Source organism: bacterium (assembly GCA_024224155.1).
In the GTDB taxonomy this organism is placed as follows: Bacteria; Acidobacteriota; Thermoanaerobaculia; order Multivoradales; family JAHEKO01; genus CALZIK01.
On the sequence record JAAENP010000425.1, the window covers coordinates 41430 to 60354 of the forward strand.

Genomic DNA, 18925 nt, shown 5'->3' on the forward strand with positions numbered 1-18925 from the left:
GGTGACCGCGGGGCAACGGTCATGATTCGGCACCGCATCCTCTGTCTTACCCTCCTGCTAGCCGCTCTGGTCACGGCGGCGGAGCTTTGGGCCGGCGCCAAAGTCAAGTTCAGTCATCTGAACATGGACGACGGGCTGCCCGAGGCCGGTGCGATCTCGATGATTCAGGATCGGCTGGGCTTTCTTTGGATCGGTACTCAAAACGGACTGGTTCGGTATGACGGCTACAACTTCAGGACCTACAAGCCCGATCCGGAGAATCCGAGCTCGATCGGGGGCCGGATCGTTCTGGCGCTCTACGAGGACCGGGACGGCGAGCTTTGGATCGGTACGCGGCGCGGTGGGCTCAATCGCTACGATCGGGCTACTGACTCCTTCGTTCGTTTTCAGAACGACCCGGCCGATCCAAACAGTCTGAGCCATGATGCCGTGAGTTCGATCGTCGAGGACGCGAAAGGCCGGCTCTGGGTGGGCACCGGGGACACGGAGGCTGAGGACGGCGGGGGAGGGCTCAACCTGTTTGACCGAGCTACCGAGCGCTTCACTCGCTATCGCCACGACCCCGAGGATCCCGCCTCGCTCGGTCACAACGCGATCATGGAGCTAGCGGCGGACCCCTCGGGTGGTCTCTGGATCGGCACTACCGGTGGCGGGCTCGACAGAATGCCGCTATCGGTGAACGGGTCACCAGCCTTCACTCACTTTCGCCATGACCCCGATGACCCCGGCAGTTTGAGCAACGATGTGGTCTTCGCCCTGACCCTCGATCAGGAAGGGAATGTCTGGGTAGGCACCGAGGGTGGTCTCAACCGGCTCAATCGCGAAGCGGGGCCGGGTGACGCTCGATTCACCCGCTACCGCCAGGATCCGGATGGTCGCGGTGGGCTCGCCAGCGACTACATTTCGGAGCTCTTCTTCGAGCCCGGCGGGAGCCTTTGGGTGGGTACCTGGACCGGTGTCCTGCACAAGTTCGATCCGGTGAGCGAGAAGTTCTACCGATTCGAGCACCACCCCGATGATCCCGACAGCTTGAGCTCGAACAACGGAGTGACGGCGCTCCTTGTGGACCGGACCGAGATCCTGTGGGTCGCGACCTGGGGCGGAGGATTGAACAAGCTCGATCGATTCGCCGCCCGTTTCCCGCACTACAAGCACGATCCCAACGACGCCAACAGTCTGAGCGCCGACCGGGTCACCGCCATGGCCGAGGATCGCGCCGGCAATGTCTGGATCGGAACCCACGGTGGTGGACTCAATCGCTTCAATCCGCGCACCGATACCTTCAACCACTTTCGGCACGATCCAGACGATCCCACGTCGCTCAGCTCCGACGGCGTCTCGTCTGTCCTGGAGGATTCCACCGGTACTCTTTGGGTAGGAACCCCCAAGGGTCTCGATCGGTTCAACCCCGACGGCGGCACCTTCACCCACTACCGTCACGATCCGGACGACCCCTCGAGTCTCAGCGACAATTCCGTTTTGTCCATGCTCGAAGACAGTAGCGGTCGTTTCTGGGTGGGCACGCTCGCGGGCGGTCTCAACCTGATGGACCGGGCGAGCGGGAGGTTTCAAGCCTGGGACCACGATCCCGGCGATCCCGATAGCCTCGGTCACAACGCGGTTTCGTCGATTTACGAGGACCGATCCGGAACGATCTGGACCGCCTGTGACGGCGGCCTCGCTCGCTTCGATCTCGCGAGCGGTACTTCTACCAACTACCTCGAGCCGCTGACCGGGCTGGACATCATCCAGTCGATGCACGAGGACCGCTCGGGGCGTTTCTGGGTCGGCACGTTCAACGGCGGGTTGCATCTCTTCGACCGGACCGCGGGCACCAGCCGGCCAATCACCGAAGCTCACGGCTTGGCACACGATTCCGTCTACAACATTCTCGAGGACAACCAAGGCAGGCTCTGGCTCGCCACCGGCAACGGCCTGTCCCGCTACGACGCGGATACCGGGGTGTTCCGAAACTACGGGGTGGCCGACGGTCTCCAGGCGCGGCGCTTCAACGGCGGCGCGCTGTTGACTCGTACGGGCGAGATGTTCTTCGGCGGCGACAACGGCGTCAACGCATTCCATCCCGAACAGGTCTGGGACAATCCCCATCCACCGCAGGTCGCTCTGACGTATTTCAAGCTCTTCAACCAACCGGTCGAGGCCGGGGAAGGCGCGCCGCTGGCGCAGCACGTCTCGGTAGCCGAAGAGATCGAGCTGGCGCACGACGAGAACGCGATCTCCTTCGGTTTCGCGGCCATTCACCACAGCCGGCCGAGAGGCAACCGCTATGCCTACCGCCTGGAGCCGCTGGACAAGTCCTGGTTCGAGACCGAGCACCCTCACGCGTCGTACTCCAACTTGCCTCCGGGCCGCTATGTTTTCCGGGTCCAGGCGGCCAACAGCGACGGCGTGTGGAACGAAGACGGCGCCTCGATATCGGTGATCATCCGGCCTCCCTGGTGGCGGACATGGTGGGCTTGGACCGGTTACGCGCTGCTCCTGGTGGCCGGTCTTTTTTCGGGCGACCGACTCCAGCGCTCTCGTCTGCTCACCCGCGAGCGCGCCCGGGTCAAGGAACAGGAAGCGCGGCTCCAGGCCGAGGCCGCGGAGCTCAGAGTAAAGGCCGCCGAGGCGCAAGCGCTAGTGCTCCAGGCCGAGAACGACCGTCAGACTCGCGAGCTCGAAGACGCGCGAGATCTGCAGCTTTCGATGCTGCCGGAGTCTTTACCGGAGCATCCCGATTTCGAGATCGCCGCCTATATGAACACGGCGACCGAGGTCGGCGGCGACTACTACGATTTCGACGTGGCGCCAGACGGCACACTCACGATCGCCATCGGCGACGCCACCGGACACGGCACGAGAGCGGGAACGATGGTCACGGCGACCAAGGTGCTGTTCAACGCTCTGGCGTCGGAGCCCGACAGCCTGCGGGTGCTCGAGAAGTCGACCCGGGTGATCAAGCGATTGAATCTGCACAATCTGTTCATGGCGCTGGCACTGGCAAAAGTGCGTGGCAGACAGTTGGAGATTGCCGGTGCGGGCATGCCGCCGACACTGATTCTGAGGGCCGCTTCCGGCCGCGTCGAGGAGCTCGAGCTCAACGGCGCCCCTCTCGGTAGCTTTTCGGATTTTCCCTATTCATCGGCTTCGGCCGAGCTCGAGCCGGGCGACACGGTACTCATGATGAGTGACGGCCTTCCCGAGACCGTCGATCCGGACGGCGAGGTGTTCGGATACGAGCGCGTCGGGGCCGCCCTGCGCGATGCCGGCCCGCTCGCTCCGCAGGAGCTGATCGAGTACCTGTCGAGCGCGGCCGCGGGCTGGGCCAACGGCAGGCCGGCTGATGACGACTTGACGCTGGTGGCGTTGCGGCTGCGAGCATCGGGGACACCACACTAGACGCAGACGGTCGATTCTTACGGGTAGAGAATCGAAGTCCCGAAACAACGATAATAGTAGCGGCGTACAGAGAGGGAGAGGGCCGTTTACCCGGTAAAGGCGCGGTCGGCTCAGGAACACTCCGAAAGCGAGGCATCCCGTGGGGCGCATTCTGAAAATCCTCCTGATCCTCATTCTCGTTGCCGGCCTGGGTGGCGCGGGCTACGCCTGGTTCAAGGGCCGAAACACGGGCGACGAGGAATTCAAGCTGATCGCGGTGGAGCGCGGGGTGATCGTCGAGAAGGCCGTCGCTATCGGTCAGATCGAGCCGCGGCTCGAGTTCAAGGTGAAATCCAAGATCTCGGGGATCGTCAAACGCTGCGCCGTGGAGGTCGGCGACCGGGTCGCCGCCGGCGATGCTCTGTTCGAGATCGTTCCCGATCCCACGCCCAGTGAGCTGGTCGAAGCCCAGCGGCGTTTGGACTCGGCGCGCTCGGCCCATACTCGGGCCGAAGCGGCGTGGAAACGGGCCGAGGAGCTGGCGCGCGAAGGCATCACTCCGGCCGACGACCTCGATACCAAGCGTGAGGCGGTCGAGTTGGCCGGGATCGAACTAGCCAGTGCCCAGGACAATCTCGAGTTGATCCGCAAGGGCCGAATCGCCGGTCGCGGTCGCTCGATGGAATCGGTCATTCGAGCCCCGGCGGCCGGTATCGTGCTGGCGCGCGCGGTGGATCCGGGAGATCCGGTGGTGCCGTTGACCTCTTTTCAGGAGGGAACCGAACTCGCCACTATCGCTGACATGGGAGACTTGATCTTTCGCGGTACGGTTGACGAGATCGACGTTGGCAAGCTCGATCACGGGGTCACGGCTCGGCTCAAGATCGGAGCACTGCCCGGAGTCGAGGTCACCGGACGGCTGTCGAAGATCGCTCCTCAGGCCAAGGAGGAAGAAGGCGCCCGGCTGTTCGACGTCGAGATCGAGCTCGACCCCGCCGACGAGGTCACGCTGCGCGCCGGATACTCGGCCAATGCGGATTTGATCATTCGCGAGAAGGAGGACATCCTGCTCATCCCCGAACGCTTGGTGCTCTTCGAGGAGGACGGGGCCAAGACCTTCGTCGAGCTTCCCGGGGAAAGTCCGGAGGCCGAGCCGCAAAAGGTCGAGATCGAAACCGGTCTCTCGGATGGACTCAACATTGAGATCGTGTCCGGCCTCGACGAGGGCGCCGAGGTCATTCAGAGACCTCCCAGGGATATCTTCGGTTAGGCGATGCGGGCATGGATCGTTTCCGCAATCTTCTCAAGCAGCTTTTTCGGGATCTTCGCGCTCAGCGTCTGCGCACGCTGCTGACGACGCTCGGGATCGTCTGGGGAACGGCCGCGGTGAGCCTGCTCCTGGCTTTCGGCGACGGCTTCCACCATCAGCTCAAGAAGAACTCCGCCGGTCTCGGCAACGGCATCGTCATCGCGTGGCCGTCACTGACTTCGATGCCTTTCGAGGGGCTCGGAAAGGGTCGGCCGATTCGCTTGGACGAAAGCGACATCGAGCTCATTCGCGCCGGCACGCAGGAGCTGGGCTGGATCTCGAGCGAGTACGCCCGGACCTTGAAGCTGCAGCTCGGAACCAGGACCCTGGCCGTCGATACCGTCGGCGCCCACCCGATCTTCAGTGAGCTGCGCAACATGATCCCGCAGGCCGGCGGCCGCTTTATCGATCCCTTGGACATGCGCGACAAGCGCCGGGTGATGTTCCTGGGAAACGATCTTGCCGAGCAGCTCTTCGGAACCGGGGATCCGGTGGGCCAGACGCTGCGTTTGCACGGTTCTCCCTTTACCGTGATTGGCGTGCTCAAGAAGAAGACCCAGGACTCCTCGTATCGCTTCCGGGACAAAGACATGGCGGTGATTCCGGCGACGACGATGCGAGCGCTGACCGGTCAGAAGTACATGAACAACTTCGTCTTCACGGCCAGGGATGTAACCCGCACCGAACAGGCGACCAATGAGGTCTTGCGAGTCGTCGCCGCAGAGCATCGGTTCGATCCCGAGGACAAAGAAGCCCTCGCCGTCTGGGACACGTCGGACATGGCCAAGTTCCTGGACACCTTCATGCTGGCGTTCCGGCTCTTTCTCGGCATCGTCGGTTCGCTGACCCTGGTTGTCGGCGGAATCGGCGTGTCCAACATCATGAACGTCGCCGTCGAAGAGAGGACCCGCGAGATCGGTATCAAGATGGCGCTCGGCGCACGGCCCCAGGGCGTCCTCGGACAGTTTCTGCTCGAAACCTTGATGATCACCGCCGTCGGCGGTGGCATCGGGCTCGCGATCACACAAGGGCTATGCTCGCTCTTTCCGGCCTTCGGCGTCACCGAGTACGTCGGCGATCCCAATCTGACACCCGCCCTCGCCCTCGGCACGGTGGCTCTGCTCGGAGCCATCGGCTTGATCGCCGGTTACTTTCCGGCTCGTACCGCCGCAGAGCTCGACCCAGTGGTGGCGATGAAGACGTAGACCGATGCTCAGACCCTGGCTCATCTTTCAGCTCTTTCTGCGCTCGTCTCGGGTCCAGAAGAAGCGCGCTTTTCTGACCATAGCCGCCATCGCCTGGGGCTCTCTTTCGCTGGTGCTTCTACTCGCCTTCGGTGAGGGGATGAAACGACAGCTCACCCTGGCCCAGGCGGGTCTGGGCCGAAACCTCGCTATTATGTGGCCCGGCGAGACCACTCTGCCCTGGGAAGGCATGCCGGCGGGCCGGCCGATCCGGCCGCGCCTGGAGGACGTCGAATTGGTCGCCGCCCGGGTCGAGAACGTCAGCGCGGTCACCGGTGAGATGACCAACTATCGCGCGCCGCTGACCAACGGGCGCAAGACGATCAACGGCCGGGTAACCGGCGTCAGCCTGGCCTACGGCGAGATGAGAAACCACATCGCGGCATCCGGTGGGCGCTTCCTGAACATTCTGGACGACAAGCTTCGTCGCCGTGTGATCTTCCTCGGCTGGACCCTGGCCGAAGATCTCTACGGAGAGGAAGACCCGGTTGGCCGGACGCTGCTTGTAGACAACACTCCTTACACCGTGGTCGGGGTTTTGGAGGAGAAGCTCCAGATGGGAAGCTACGGCAGCCCCGACGAGGACCACGCGGTGGTGCCGATCACGACCTTCAAGGCCCAGTGGGGGCGCGAGCGCCTGACCAACCTGGTGGTTCAGGCCGACCGGGCCGAGAGCATGCCCACCGTCCTACGCGGAGTGCGCGAAGTCCTGGGCGCCAAGTACGGCTTCGATCCCGAGGACGAGCGCGCACTTCCCACCTGGGACACGGTCGAAGGCGCGGCCATCATGGGCAACATGCTCCTCGGTATCCAACTCTTCTTGGGGATCATCGGTGCGCTGACCCTGTTTGTGGGCGGCATCGGCGTCGCCAACATCATGTACGCGGTGGTGAAGGAGCGCACCAAGGAGATAGGGGTCAAGATGGCTCTCGGAGCCCGGAGCCGGTGGGTCACGGGACCGCTGGTGCTCGAGGGCCTCACCTACACGCTGCTCGGGGGCGTCCTGGGACTGATCATGGCCACCGGCCTGGTCACGGTGCTGGAGATGCTGCCGACCGGCGATAACGAAGCGATCGAGTTCCTCGGCAAGCCCACGCTGTCGCTTCCGATCGCGATCGCCACCGCCGCGATACTCGGCCTGATCGGGCTGGTGGCGGCCTACTTCCCGGCCCGGCGCGCTTCGCTGGTCGATCCCGCGGAGACCCTGCGCTATGAGTGAGCGCTCAAACGGATCCCTCATTCACATGAGTGGGATCGGCAAGGTCTACGACACCGGCAAGATCAAGGTCGAGGCCCTGCGCGACGTCGACCTCGACGTCGGAGACGGCGAGTTCCTCTCGGTCGTCGGTCCGTCCGGCTCGGGCAAGTCGACCTTGATGAATCTCATCGGTTGCCTGGACACGCCCACGGCTGGAACCTATGAGCTGCGCGGCGAGCCGGTCTCCGGCATGACCCGGGCCGAGCTGGCCGACGTCCGCAACCGCCGAATCGGCTTCGTGTTCCAGAACTTCAACCTCATCCCCCAGATTTCGACCTTCGAGAATGTCGAGATGCCTCTCCTGTTTGGCCGGGTGGGGAAGAAGAAGCGGCGCCAGCGGGTCGAGGAACTGCTGGAGAAGGTCGGCTTGGCCGACCGCGGCGATCACAAGCCGACCGAGCTCTCCGGCGGCGAGATGCAGCGCGTGGCGATCGCTCGAGCGCTGGCCATGCGCCCGGCCTTGCTGCTCGCCGACGAGCCGACCGGGAATCTCGACTCGAGCTCGGGAGGCGACATCATGACGCTGTTCGAGGAGCTCTGGCGGCAGGGGCATACCATGGTCGTGATCACCCACGATCAAGCTCTGGCCAAGCGCACCGAACGTCAGATCGAGCTTCACGACGGCCGCATTACCCGAGACAGCCGGTCGGACTGAGTAGGCGCCGGAACCGGGCCCGCGCGGTCTCGGGGCGGCTGCACGCCGGTGCGATTCCGTCGTAGAATCTCGGCGCCTTTCGTGCAGACCGAATTGAACGGAGTTACATCTCTCTATGCCCCCAGTCCTCATCGCCGGCATCATCATCGTCAATCTGGCCCTGGTCAGCTACACCGTGGGTATCCTCTCGGAGCAGAGGAGCCACCGAGTCCGCCGCTCGACCCTGAACTGGCTTCGGCTCGGTGTCGTTCTCGACGTCACAGCCACGGTCTGTATGATCACGGGCTCGAGCCGCGGCATATTCACCGCGCACGCGTTTCTCGGGTTCTCCTCACTGGCCGCGATGTTGGTAGAGACCTCACTGGCTTGGCGTCATCGCTCGGCGAACGGCGACGAGCTGGTGCCGGGGTGGCTTCACAACTATTCGCGCATCGCCTACGTCTGGTGGCTGGTCGCTTACGCAACCGGCGCCTATCTGGTGATGAGCGCCGGTGGTCGATAGCATCTCCCTGAAGCGGGAAAGAACCGGCCGTCGCCGTGCAGAGCAACAATCAGAGGTCCGTGTCCACGAGCACTCCTGCGCCGCGCTTCAGCTACGCGATCGAGGCTTCTATGCCCGCTCCTCGCGCGGTGTCGGTCATTTTCGAGACCCTCTTGAAGATCATGGTCGACAACCAGGCCGGCGTCGTCGGCCGTGTCGACGCGGAGTTTCTTCACGACTACCGTGTGGCCGTGCGCCGAACGCGCTCGGCCCTATCGCTGTTCGGCTCAGTTCTGCCACCGGTGATGTCGAGGAGGGGGCGTCGTTTCTTCTCGGATCTGGGCCGGCGCACCAACGTCGCCCGTGATCTCGACGTTCTTCTCCTCGAGTTACCCGGCTATGCGGAGGATCTCCCCGATGATCACAGCGCCGGGCTCGTCTCCCTGCAACGGAAGCTGGAGCAGCAGGCCGCCCGCGAGTACGCCGCGATCGGTCGGTGGCTCACAGGGAAGACCTACCAGCGCTCGCTCGAGAGCTGGCGCAGGGACGTGTCTCTTCTGGGCGTGCCGTCTGCAACGGCCGATGAGCTGGTCATCGATGAGCTCGCCGCGGCGGCCATTATGAAGGCCGCGTCCAAGGCCTTCAAGCAAGCCGAGAAGCTGGACGGAAAGAAGCCCGACAAAGTGATTCACCGAATGCGGATTCGCTTCAAGAAGCTGCGCTATGCGCTCGAGTTTTCGCGCTCGCTGTCCGCGGGTGGTGAGATCGAGAGCTTCATTGCCGCTTTGAAGAAGTTGCAGGACAAGCTCGGGGTGTATCAGGATCTGGTCGTTCATCAGGAGTGGTTCACTCGCCTGAGCGGGGCGTCGAGCTCGGATGCCGAACTCGGGGCTGCGGCCGATTGGCTTGTCGCCGTGGCGCGAGGCCGGCAAGGCCGACTCCGAGACGAGATTCGAGACAGCGTCCCGGATCTGCTCGGTGGCTTTCGCCTCGAGCTCGAGCGGGCTCTGGAGAGTCTGGGGAAGCTCGGCTAATCGGATTCGGCCAGGCGCGGATTCGCTTCGAGCATCAGCTCGCGGCCGAAAGCTTGCTGAAAGAGCTCGGTGTCCTTCCGCGCTTCCCAGAGCTCGATGGTCGGTGTCTCGTCGGCCTCGAGCCGGATCTGGACGCCCTCGGGCTCGATCTCGACCTCGAGGTCCCGGATGCGAGCCGCCCGCGCGCGCTCGAGGCTCTCGGCGAGACGCAGGCAGGTCGCGAGCTGCAGCAGCCGCTTATCGTCGTCGGGCCCCATCAGGGCGGCGTATTCGCCGAACTTGGGAGCGCCGCGGCGGTGAAAGCGGACCAGTGAGCTGATCATGGCCATCTCGCGATGGCTGAATCCGTTGAGCGGAGAGATGTTGATCAGATAAGCGCCGTGTTTGTGATGGCGGTAGTAGTCGAGGGTAGTGCCGATATCGTGCAGGGTGGCGGCGGCGTCGAGAAGCTCGCGGTCGACATCGGAAAGCCGGTGCAGCGGAGCCAGCTGTTTGAACAGTCGCCGCGCCAGGAAGCGCACGTGATCGACGTGTCCGGGAGGCAGTGAGTAGCGGCTCGCTCGGTTGAGCACACTGAATCGCCGGACATTTTCGAGCAGGTGGGGCTCCGGAAGGAAGTGCCGATAGAAGGCGCCTTCGCGTACGCCGTGCCCGGAGATCAGAATGTGGTCGAGTCCCGAGCGACGGACCAGCCAGCGATAGACGAGCGCGCCGGCGACGATGATATCCGCGCGGTCCGGGTTGATGCCGGACAGCCGCCGCCGCTCCTCCACGGGGGTCTCGAGCAGCCGCTCGGTGACGTCCTCGAGCGCCTCGTGCGTCAGACGGTAGCCGTGCAGCATCGGCAGTGGATAACCGCCCGACTTTTGCGCGATCCGCGCTAGATTCCGCACCGTGCCGCCGATCGCTACCAGCGGTGCCGTTCCATCGAGCGTCTTCGCGACGTCGCCGAGCACTTCGGCGACCCGGTTCTCGAGCGCCCGGATCTCTCCCTTCGAGGGTGGGTCGCTGTCGAGGAAAGTCTCTGTTAGACGAACCGTCCCCAGGGGGTGAGCCGTGCCGAACTCGTAGCGGCGGCTTTTCATCAGCGAGATCTGGGAGCTGCCGCCGCCGAGGTCCATAACCCAGGCATCCTCGAACGCGAAGCCGTTGGCGACCGCGGCGACACTCAAGGCCGCCTCCTGCTCGCCGGTGATCACGTCGAGCTGGTACCCAAGCTCTTCGACCCGGCCCATGAGAGTTTCGCCGTTCGAGGCCTCGCGGATTGCGCTGGTGCCGAGAATCTCGAGGCGGTCGAGTGAGGTCGCTCGGGCGTAGTCGAAGAAGAGCTCGAGCGCCGCGCCGGCGCGGTCGATCGCGGCATCGCTCAACCGGCCGGTCTTCCACAAGCCCTCACCCAGGCGAATCGGCTCGCGAATGCCATCGCTGATCTGAAACCAGCGACCGGCCTCGTAGGCGAACACGACGAGTCGAGCCGTGTTCGAGCCCAGGTCCGCGATACCGAGACGCATATTGAATCCATACTATCCAGCGGACCACCCGCATGGGTGGTGCGGCCCGAACGGTCGCGGGCGTATGTTCAAATAAGACCGAAAGCGAGGTGCCCGATGCCAGTAGCAAAGCTCAAGGAGCTCTTGGACCGGGAGGAGGTCAAGTACGTTGCGATCTCTCATTCCACCGCGTTTACCGCGCAAGAGATCGCAGCGTCGGCTCACATACCGGGAAGGGAGCTCGCCAAGACAGTCATGATCCTGCTCGACGGCAAGATGGCGATGGCCGTGTTGCCCGCTCCCGCCCGAGTCGAGCTGGAGCGCTTGCGGGAGATCTCGAGCGCGGAACGCGTCGAGCTGGCGAGCGAAAGTGATTTCAAGCAGCTCTTTCCGGAATGCGACACCGGAGCCATGCCGCCCTTTGGGAACCTGTACGGGTTGCCGGTGTTCGTCGACCGTAGCTTGGCGGAGGACGAGCAGATCGCCTTCAATGCGGGCACTCATGCCGAGCTGATTCGGATGGCGTACGCTGACTTCGAGCGCCTGGTGCAGCCCAAACTGGGTGATTTCACGGTACCTGCCGCCGTCGCCTGACAGACGAACCCCTTTCGGTCTCGCCGGAACGATTCAGCGCGGCGCGACCCGCGCCGCGAGCAGGTACAGGCCACAGGCGGCCGCCACCACGAAGCTGAATCCGAAATGAACGGCGAGTAGGGTCGCCAGTACGGCCGAGAGCACCGAGGCCCAACCGTTGACGCCCCAGGCCCAGGGCACGAGCTCTTCGCGCGTCTTCGCCACGTTCCTCAGTCCCAGCGGGAACGGCATGCCGAGCAGGAACGCCAGCGGTGCGATCACGAAAAGCGCCAGCGCGACCTTGGCGGGTACCGGCCAGGCGATGCCGCGGGCCAGCACGGCGGGCAAGAACAGGAGATACACGAGAGCCAGAACCACGATGGCACCCAGGACCGTGTGCAGCGGTTCGCGCGTCCCGGGCAGGCGCAGCCGGTCCAGTCGCCGGGACGCGCCGCTGCCGAGACCGGCAAAGAACAGAAAGCCGGCCAGTACCACCGCCGCCGCGCTCAACGGATGGGCGAGGAACAGGGTCAGACGCTGGATGAAGGCGATCTCGAGGAATAGGAACGCCAACCCGAGGTAGAGAAAGTAGAGACCCACGCGGCCGGCGCCGAGCGTGCTCGAGTACGCGATACGGAGCGGAAGCAGGATCACCAGGAGACCGGCGACCGCCGCCTGGGGCAACGCGGTCAGAAGCAAGATGTAGCCGAGATCCATCAACGCCGCCCCGCCTCTTGTCCTGAGCTTGATGAGCTCGGCGAGCGTCGCCCAGCGGAAGAAGTGAAAGAAGTAGGGTCGATCGTCGGTAGCCGGGGCGATCCGGAACTTGTAGCTACTCAGGAACCTCTTCCAGACCGGGCCGAGCAGCGCTTGCGCACCGCGAAAGATCTCCGGCTCCTCCAGAATGTGAAAGCGGTTGGCCTGTGACTCGTCCATTTCGGGAAAGTAGGCCAGATCGAAGCCGCGGTTTTCGCAGAACGCGCGCGCCGTCGCGATCTCGTTGCGAGTGATCTCCGAGGGCTTGACCAGGATCAGGAAGCGGTTCCAGCTGCGGATGGCGATCACGTGTCGGGGGGGATCCAGATCCAGTCGCCGGAGCGCTTCGGCCGCCGTGGCCAGGAGCTTCAGGCTGGAGCGAGGCGGCGAGGAGAGCTCGCCACCCAGGGCCAGAATGCCGTGTTCGAAGAGGCTTTCCAGAAACAGCTCGAAAGCCTCGAGGGTGTAAGCATAGGTCTCCCTGAGCGAACCGGCGGCGCCGATGCCGCGCGCGCCGCCCACGTCCAGTGTGATCAGGTCGAAGCGGCTCGACCGCGCAAAGAACCCTCGCGCGTCGACCGAGTAGGTGTGAACTCTGGGATCGCCGTAGAGCCGGCTCGAGAAGTCGGCGAGTTCCTCGCTCACGATCTCCGAGATCTGCGGATTGACCTCGACCACGTGGACCTCGCTCGCGCCGTGGCTGAGCGCCAGTGCCAGCGCGCTGCCACCGAGCATCGCCACACGCAGCTCATCACTCTGGGGTCGGGGTAGGTAGTAGGGGAGGGCAGCGGGCAGAGAATCGAGATAGGCGGGGCTCTCGGCCGCTGGATCGGAGCCCGAGTTGCCGGCATCGACCACCGTGGCGACCTCGCCATCCTGGAAGATGACCCTCTGCTCGGGAATCTCGCCGACGAAGTTGAAGCTCAGGCCCGGGGCGATGCGAAAGGGAATCCTCCCAGATTGCACCGCGGCGAGGCTGCCGAGCGGGCTCGAGCGCTCGGCAAGGATCTCGGTACCGGGCACCTCGAGGGTCTTGGCCAACGCCTTGTACTCCGACATGCGCGGAGTGAGCCAGGAAGGTGGCCACAGAAAAGGTAGAGCGATGGCCGCGGCGCAGCCGAAAGCGGTCATCGCCCGGCGAGCGCCCAGCCGCCGTCCGACGGCGTCACCGCGGCCAGCCCGATCGAACAGCGACACCACGGCCGCCAGGCCGGCCACGAATGCCACCAGTCGCAGGCAGTCCGCGGGCCGGAACAGGTAGAGAGAACCGATCAACGCGCCGCTGCCACCGGCCGCTCCGACCAGGTCGGCACGATAGATGCGGTGAATCGAGTCGCCAAAGCGCGCGAGGGCCAGACCGACGGCACCACCGGCGCACACGAAGGGCACCGCCAGAAGCAGATAGACCGCGGTGAGGATGCCGAGCTGGCGCGGGTCCCACATCACTTCGAACGGGTTGAGTCGAAGCCGTTGGGCCCCGGCGAAGCAGAGCACAGTTGATAGCCCGAAAAGGACCGCGAGCCAGAAGAACGCGAAGTCGAACCGCTTCAGAAGCGGTTGCCGAAAAAGGGTGAGCAGGGCGCCGCTCGCACCGTAACCGAGCAGCGCAAGACTGATCACCATGTATGCGAAGTGATGCCATTGCGTGATCGAGAACAGCCTCATCAGAAGCAGTTGATAGGCGATGGCCGCACCGGACAGGAGGCCGATCGCGACGCGGAGCGGCATCTAGTGGTCGCCGGTGAGGGGGACGAACGAGACGGGCAGCACGCGGCGGCTCCGAATCTCGCCATCGGCGCTCTTGGTGATCTCCATGAGGTGCTGGACCCAGAAGGGGCTGCCGACCGGTATCAGCATGCGGCCGCCGGGCTTGAGCTGCTCGAGTAGCGGCGGCGGAACGTGCCCGCCCGCCGCTGTGACGATGATGGCGTCGAAGGGAGCATGGTCCTTCCAGCCGTAGTAGCCGTCACCGATTCGGGTTTCGATGTTCTTGTAGCCGAGCCGCCCGAGCCGCTCGCGGGCGCTCTCGCCAAGCTCCGGGATGATCTCGATCGAATAGACCTTCTTGACCATCTCGGCCAGGACCGCGGCTTGATAACCCGAGCCGGTGCCGACCTCGAGGATCTCATCCTCTGGGTCGGTCCGGAGCAGGTCGGTCATGATGGCGACAATGTAGGGCTGCGAGATCGTTTGACCGTGTCCGATCGGCAGCGGCCGGTTCAGATAGGCGTATTGCCGCAGCGACTCGCTCACGAACTCATGGCGCGGCACTCGGCCCAGCGCCTCGAGGACCTTCGGATCGAGGGCGTCTTTGCGCAGCTCGCGGCGCGTGGTCTGGACATCGGCCCGCACCTCTTCCAGCAACTGACGACGCTGGCGCTCGTAGTCGGTCGCCTGCGCCATCGCGCCTCCAGCGGTCAGAAGGAGCAACGGGATGCTGAGAAGAAGACGTTTCATCGGCTCCGCCGAACGTGACGCTTCCCGGTTCAGCCTATCAGGAGGCGCGTGGGCTCGTTCCGGCCGCCGAGGCTGAGCCGGCGAGGCGGGCCGTTCGCATCCGGGGTTCGAATAACGTACGGTCTACCAAACCCCTCGTTTCACTCGGTCTTCGGCAACTCCCGTGATCTCGGACGCGGCTCGGACGGCTTAGCCGTCCTCACCTTAGTAGCGAATCCCGTACGCGCTACCATCTTTTTCCAGCTCGATCTCTTTGACTTTGTAGCGGCTGACTCCGTGTAAGACGGGCTCGGTGGCGTCAGTCCTCGGCAGTGGCAGAAAACGACAGGAACTCCCGCACCGGCCGGGGCAAGCCCAGCAGAAGCGTCGCGACCACGATCAGAGCGCCGCAGAGGCCGAAGATCAGCGGCAGGTTCTTGTCGGTCAAGTCGCCGAGGATACCCCCGAGCGCCATACCGAGGGGCGCGATCGCCATGGCCACCGTCATGACGACGCCCATCACCCGACCGCGCAGACTCTCGTCGGAGCCCATCTGGAACGCAGTGGTGAGAATGATGTTGAAGAACCCGTTGAGCGCCCCGACGCTGATCATCATGACGAGGGCCAGTCCCGGACGGTAGACGAACCCGAGGCCCGCCAGGAGGCAGCTCTGAACGACGAGCACGGAGAGAAGGACCGCGGAGCGATTTGCGGCGGAGAGCTTGAGGCCACCGGCCGCCGCGTAGCCTACGAGGGCGCCACCTCCGAACCCTGCGAGCAGGAAGCCGTACCACTCGGCTCCCTTGCCCAGGTGGTCGCTGACCAGGAAGGGCAGCAACACCAGGATTGGCATGGCGAAGAAGTTCACGACGGCGGCGAGGAGGAGGAAGTTGCGCATGCCGCGGTCGTCCCAGACATAGCGCAACCCTTCGATCAGGTCCTTCCTGTACGCCGATCGAGCCGAAGCTCCCAGTTCCTCTGGTTCGGCCTGAGGCTTGACGCGAATGAAACTCTCGCTCACCGCCGAGAAGAGATACGACAGGCCGTCGATCACGAAGAGCACTGGCGCGCCGAGCAGCTTGTAGAGGACCCCTCCGACGCTCTGGCCGACGAGAGTCGAGAGCTGGAGCGAGCCCTGGTCGAGGCCGTTAGCGGAGGTAAGCTTTTCCGTGGGCACCAGGTCTGGGATGAGAGCGGTCGAAGCTGGCAGGAAGAAGGCCTGGAGTATGCCCACCAGAAGCACCATGCCCAGGAGGCACCAGATCAGAACCTGCTGAGGCGTGTCCGCCAGGAAGAATGGGATCGCGAGGCCCACGAGTACCAGCCCGCTTCCGGCGTCGCAGAAGACTAGAATCCACTTGCGGGACACGCGGTCGGCCAGGGTCCCGGCCAGGGGCCCCAAGGCCACCGCGGGCAGAGTGCCCAACATCATCATGGCCCCCATCAGGCTGGCCGAGCCGGTAGCCTCCATCGTCCAGAACATCATGGCGATGGTCAGCGTCTGGCTGCCCATTCGGCTGACCAGCTGGCCTTGCCACAGGAGGACGAAATCGCGATTGAAGAGACGGACGCGTGCCGGAGAGTCGCCGGCCGGCGCCTCGACAAGCAGGGGCTCGTCGCCGTCAGCGGGTGTCGAGGAGGTCTCGGGCTCGGTCATCCTGGGCTCGATTCGTGGGCACCATACCCGCTGAGATTGACTGAAGGCAACAGGCTGGCGATCTAGACGGTTGCAGCAGCCTTATTGGCCTGCTGGAGAGTCGTCAACTCCCGCAACCACTGGCTGATCTGGTTCCAAGTAGGAACAGAGTGGGCTACCTAACCCGAATCACTGCATCAAGGGGAGTCCGTGCTGCTTCCCGGGCGCTGGCTGCCGAGGGCGGCGAGCTTTTGGTGCAGGTAGGTGCGCTGGATGTCGAGGAGGCGAGCCGCGGCGGCGACGTTCCAGCCGGTGCGCTGCAGGACACGCTCGATGTACTCCTTCTCGCACAGTGTCTTGAACTCCTTGAGGGGGAGAACCGTGAATCCGGCGTCGAGGCGGAAGAGCTCGGCGGCCGATGGCTTGCCGCCCTCGGCTAGGTGACCAGGGAGCTGGTGGGGGGTGATGGGATCGCCACCGAAAACGACCAGGCGCTCGGCCAGGCTGGAGAGCTCGCGGACGTTGCCGGGCCAGGAGTAGCTCTCGAGGACCTCGAAGATCTCGTCCTCGATCGACGGCGCGCGACGGCGTTGCCGCTGGCAGAAGCGGCTCACGAAGTGCTCGAAGAGCAGCCGGATGTCCTGCTTGTGCTCGCGCAGCGGCGGCACCCGAATTGGCAGATGGGCGAGACGGAAGTAGAGATCCTCCCGGAACCGCTTCTCTCGAACCGCCGTCTCCAGGTCGGTATGCGTGGCGGCGATCACCCTAACGTCTACGGGTCGATCGCGCGTCTCACCCACACGCCGCACCCTACCGTCCTCGAGCACGCGCAGAAGGCGGGACTGCAGCTCGTACTCCATGTCACCGATCTCGTCGAGAAACAGAGTGCCGCCATCAGCCTCCTCGAACAGGCCGGGTTTATCGGCTCGAGCGTCGGTAAAGGCCCCTTTGGCGTGTCCGAAGAGCTCATCCTCGATGAGCTGGGCGGGAATGGCGGCACAGTTGATCTTGACGAATGGCTCGTTGCCGCGCTGACTTTCGCGATACAGGGCCTCAGCCACGAGCTCCTTGCCGCTGCCGCTTTCGCCGAGAATGAGAACGCGGGAATCGGTGGGTGCGGCGCGGCCGATCTGCTGCCGCAGCTCCTCGATCGCCGCTGACTTCCCGAGGATCCGGGTCTCACCGGCCAGCTGCGACTCGAGCACGGCCACCTGCCGCTTGAGCGCCTGGCTTTCCCGTTTGAGTGCGCGGCTTTCCAGAGTATTGCGGATCGAGCGGGCCAGTCGCTCCTTGGTGAAGGGCTTCTCGATAAAGTCGTGGACGCCCAGCTTCAGGGCCTCGACGGTCTCGGTGATAGACGCCTCTCCCGAAATGATGATCGTGGCCGGGAGTCGATCGGCTTCGACCAGGTGCTTGACCAGATCGATCCCGCTTATCCCCGGTAGCCGCACGTCGAGCAGCATGAGGTCGGGGAGGACACGGTCCCGTGGCTCGAGACGGACGAGAGCAGCTTCGGCGTTCTCGACGGCGTCGGGCGCCAAACCCTCTTCGCTCAGTTGAAATAGAAGATTGGCACGGATCTTCGGGTCGTCTTCGACAATCAGTACGGCGGTCATTTCGACTCCTCGGTTGCCTGCGGGAAGGTCAGGCGAAAGGTAGCGCCGGGGCGGCCGGTGGCCAGGAGCTCCAGGTCGCCGCCGTGTTCCAGCAGGATCTTCCTCGAGATCGCGAGCCCCAGACCCATGCCCTCGCCAACGGTCCGTGTCGTGGTGTAAGGCTCGAAGACACGGGAACGAATCGCCTCCGGGACTCCGGGACCGTTGTCCGCGACCTTCAGATGCACGTGGGCGTCGTCTGCCTCCACCGAGAGCGTCACCGTTCCGCCGCCCTCGCCCATGGCAAGCGAACTGTTATCGCAGAGATTGACCAGCACCTGCCGCAGCATCTCGCGGTCGACCCTGATTACCAGGCCCTCGGGCGCGGAGGAATCCAGGCGGAGGTTGGGCCAGGCGGAGCCGAAGGTAGCGGTGAACTCCTGAAGCAGGGCACCGAGGTCCTGAGCCTTGCGCTCGGGTTCAGGCAGGCGGGCGAAGGAGGTGAAGGCGCGGCTAAACGCCGCCAGTCGGTCGAGCTCCTGCAAGGCACTTTCGGTGGCGCGCCGGATGGCGGCGCAGTCTTGGCTGAAAGCAGCACCCACCCCGTCCGGAGAAGGGAGTTGAGCGGCGAGATCATCGGCTCGGGTCAGCTCGAGGCGAGCGGCGGTCAGCGGGGTGCGCATCTCGTGGGCATGACGGCGGGCCGCCTCTTGCCAGGCCGCCAGATTCTCCAGCGAGGCCAGGCGCTGCCGATCTGTGGCCATCACTCGCGAAGTGGTCTCGATCATGGATGCGATTCGGCCGATGGCGTCGCGCCTCGATTCGTCGAGTCGGATGTCGGTTCGCCCGCGGGCCAGATCGGTGAGCGCTTCCTGCAGCCGGGCCAGGCGCGGTGTCAGCCGGCTCTGGCGCCAGGCGTAACCGCCCGCCACCAGAACGATGCTGGCGGTGAAGACCGCGAGCAGGATGAGCTCATAGCGGCGCGCGAGACTATCCCGGTTGTGCTCGAGGATCTGGAGCCGATGGACGGTCGTCTCGAGCGCGTCAAAGCGAGCGCGGTAGCTCGCTTCGCCCGCC

Annotated in this window: 14 protein-coding genes; 8 read left to right on the forward strand and 6 right to left on the reverse strand. The window is 64.5% G+C overall.

The window, feature by feature from the left end:
• Positions 1 to 21 precede the first annotated feature (21 nt).
• The 7 genes from GY769_21120 to GY769_21150 all read left to right on the forward strand — a co-directional run bounded on the left by GY769_21120 (position 22) and on the right by GY769_21150 (position 9362).
• Positions 22 to 3402 carry a SpoIIE family protein phosphatase gene (locus GY769_21120; GenBank protein ID MCP4204420.1) on the forward strand — a complete coding sequence of 1127 codons (3381 nt, stop codon included), beginning with the start codon at positions 22 to 24 and terminating at the stop codon, positions 3400 to 3402.
• Between the two features lie 139 nt (positions 3403 to 3541).
• Positions 3542 to 4651: an efflux RND transporter periplasmic adaptor subunit gene (locus GY769_21125; protein ID MCP4204421.1), complete on the forward strand. Its 1110-nt coding sequence runs from the start codon at positions 3542 to 3544 to the stop codon at positions 4649 to 4651.
• An 11-nt stretch (positions 4652 to 4662) separates the two neighbouring features.
• Positions 4663 to 5895 carry an ABC transporter permease gene (locus GY769_21130; GenBank protein ID MCP4204422.1) on the forward strand — a complete coding sequence of 411 codons (1233 nt, stop codon included), beginning with the start codon at positions 4663 to 4665 and terminating at the stop codon, positions 5893 to 5895.
• A 4-nt stretch (positions 5896 to 5899) separates the two neighbouring features.
• A complete protein-coding gene (locus tag GY769_21135; protein MCP4204423.1) occupies positions 5900 to 7153 on the forward strand; it encodes an ABC transporter permease in 1254 nt (417 codons plus the stop codon).
• Positions 7146 to 7847: an ABC transporter ATP-binding protein gene (locus GY769_21140; protein ID MCP4204424.1), complete on the forward strand. Its 702-nt coding sequence runs from the start codon at positions 7146 to 7148 to the stop codon at positions 7845 to 7847. The genes GY769_21135 and GY769_21140 overlap by 8 nt, the downstream gene beginning before the upstream one ends.
• A 115-nt stretch (positions 7848 to 7962) precedes the next feature.
• Positions 7963 to 8349 carry a hypothetical protein gene (locus tag GY769_21145; protein ID MCP4204425.1) on the forward strand — a complete coding sequence of 129 codons (387 nt, stop codon included), beginning with the start codon at positions 7963 to 7965 and terminating at the stop codon, positions 8347 to 8349.
• Between the two features lie 110 nt (positions 8350 to 8459).
• Positions 8460 to 9362 carry a CHAD domain-containing protein gene (locus GY769_21150; protein MCP4204426.1) on the forward strand — a complete coding sequence of 301 codons (903 nt, stop codon included), beginning with the start codon at positions 8460 to 8462 and terminating at the stop codon, positions 9360 to 9362.
• On the opposite strand, the gene GY769_21155 is transcribed toward GY769_21150, so the two are convergent.
• Positions 9359 to 10873, reverse strand: a complete 1515-nt coding sequence (locus GY769_21155; protein MCP4204427.1) for a Ppx/GppA family phosphatase — start codon at positions 10871 to 10873, stop codon at positions 9359 to 9361. The genes GY769_21150 and GY769_21155 overlap by 4 nt on opposite strands.
• Before the next feature lie 96 nt (positions 10874 to 10969).
• Here GY769_21155 and GY769_21160 point away from each other — a divergent pair, with 96 nt between their 5' ends.
• Positions 10970 to 11446 (forward strand): YbaK/EbsC family protein, encoded by a 477-nt coding sequence (locus GY769_21160; GenBank protein MCP4204428.1) that lies wholly within the window; start codon positions 10970 to 10972, stop codon positions 11444 to 11446.
• A 33-nt stretch (positions 11447 to 11479) separates the two neighbouring features.
• On the opposite strand, the gene GY769_21165 is transcribed toward GY769_21160, so the two are convergent.
• The 5 genes from GY769_21165 to GY769_21185 all read right to left on the reverse strand — a co-directional run.
• Entirely contained in the window at positions 11480 to 13909 is a 2430-nt protein-coding gene (locus GY769_21165) for an SAM-dependent methyltransferase (protein ID MCP4204429.1), read from the reverse strand.
• A complete protein-coding gene (locus tag GY769_21170) occupies positions 13910 to 14638 on the reverse strand; it encodes a protein-L-isoaspartate(D-aspartate) O-methyltransferase (protein MCP4204430.1) in 729 nt (242 codons plus the stop codon).
• A 298-nt stretch (positions 14639 to 14936) separates the two neighbouring features.
• Complete coding sequence (locus GY769_21175) at positions 14937 to 16274, reverse strand: MFS transporter (protein ID MCP4204431.1); 1338 nt, start codon at positions 16272 to 16274, stop codon at positions 14937 to 14939.
• A 176-nt stretch (positions 16275 to 16450) separates the two neighbouring features.
• Positions 16451 to 17869: a sigma-54-dependent Fis family transcriptional regulator gene (locus GY769_21180; protein MCP4204432.1), complete on the reverse strand. Its 1419-nt coding sequence runs from the start codon at positions 17867 to 17869 to the stop codon at positions 16451 to 16453.
• The coding region (locus tag GY769_21185; protein MCP4204433.1) for a HAMP domain-containing histidine kinase at positions 17866 to 18925 on the reverse strand (1060 nt) is incomplete at its 5' end. The genes GY769_21180 and GY769_21185, both read right to left, overlap by 4 nt.

Coding starts and splice junctions, on each gene's coding strand:
- GY769_21120 (MCP4204420.1), top strand. CDS start 22: ATGATTCGGCACCGCATCCTCTGTCTTACCCTCCTGCTAGCCGCTCTG.
- GY769_21130 (MCP4204422.1), top strand. CDS start 4,663: ATGGATCGTTTCCGCAATCTTCTCAAGCAGCTTTTTCGGGATCTTCGC.
- GY769_21135 (MCP4204423.1), top strand. CDS start 5,900: ATGCTCAGACCCTGGCTCATCTTTCAGCTCTTTCTGCGCTCGTCTCGG.
- GY769_21140 (MCP4204424.1), top strand. CDS start 7,146: ATGAGTGAGCGCTCAAACGGATCCCTCATTCACATGAGTGGGATCGGC.
- GY769_21145 (MCP4204425.1), top strand. CDS start 7,963: ATGCCCCCAGTCCTCATCGCCGGCATCATCATCGTCAATCTGGCCCTG.
- GY769_21150 (MCP4204426.1), top strand. CDS start 8,460: ATGCCCGCTCCTCGCGCGGTGTCGGTCATTTTCGAGACCCTCTTGAAG.
- GY769_21155 (MCP4204427.1), bottom strand. CDS start 10,873: ATGCGTCTCGGTATCGCGGACCTGGGCTCGAACACGGCTCGACTCGTC.
- GY769_21160 (MCP4204428.1), top strand. CDS start 10,970: ATGCCAGTAGCAAAGCTCAAGGAGCTCTTGGACCGGGAGGAGGTCAAG.
- GY769_21165 (MCP4204429.1), bottom strand. CDS start 13,909: ATGCCGCTCCGCGTCGCGATCGGCCTCCTGTCCGGTGCGGCCATCGCC.
- GY769_21170 (MCP4204430.1), bottom strand. CDS start 14,638: ATGAAACGTCTTCTTCTCAGCATCCCGTTGCTCCTTCTGACCGCTGGA.
- GY769_21175 (MCP4204431.1), bottom strand. CDS start 16,274: ATGACCGAGCCCGAGACCTCCTCGACACCCGCTGACGGCGACGAGCCC.
- GY769_21180 (MCP4204432.1), bottom strand. CDS start 17,869: ATGACCGCCGTACTGATTGTCGAAGACGACCCGAAGATCCGTGCCAAT.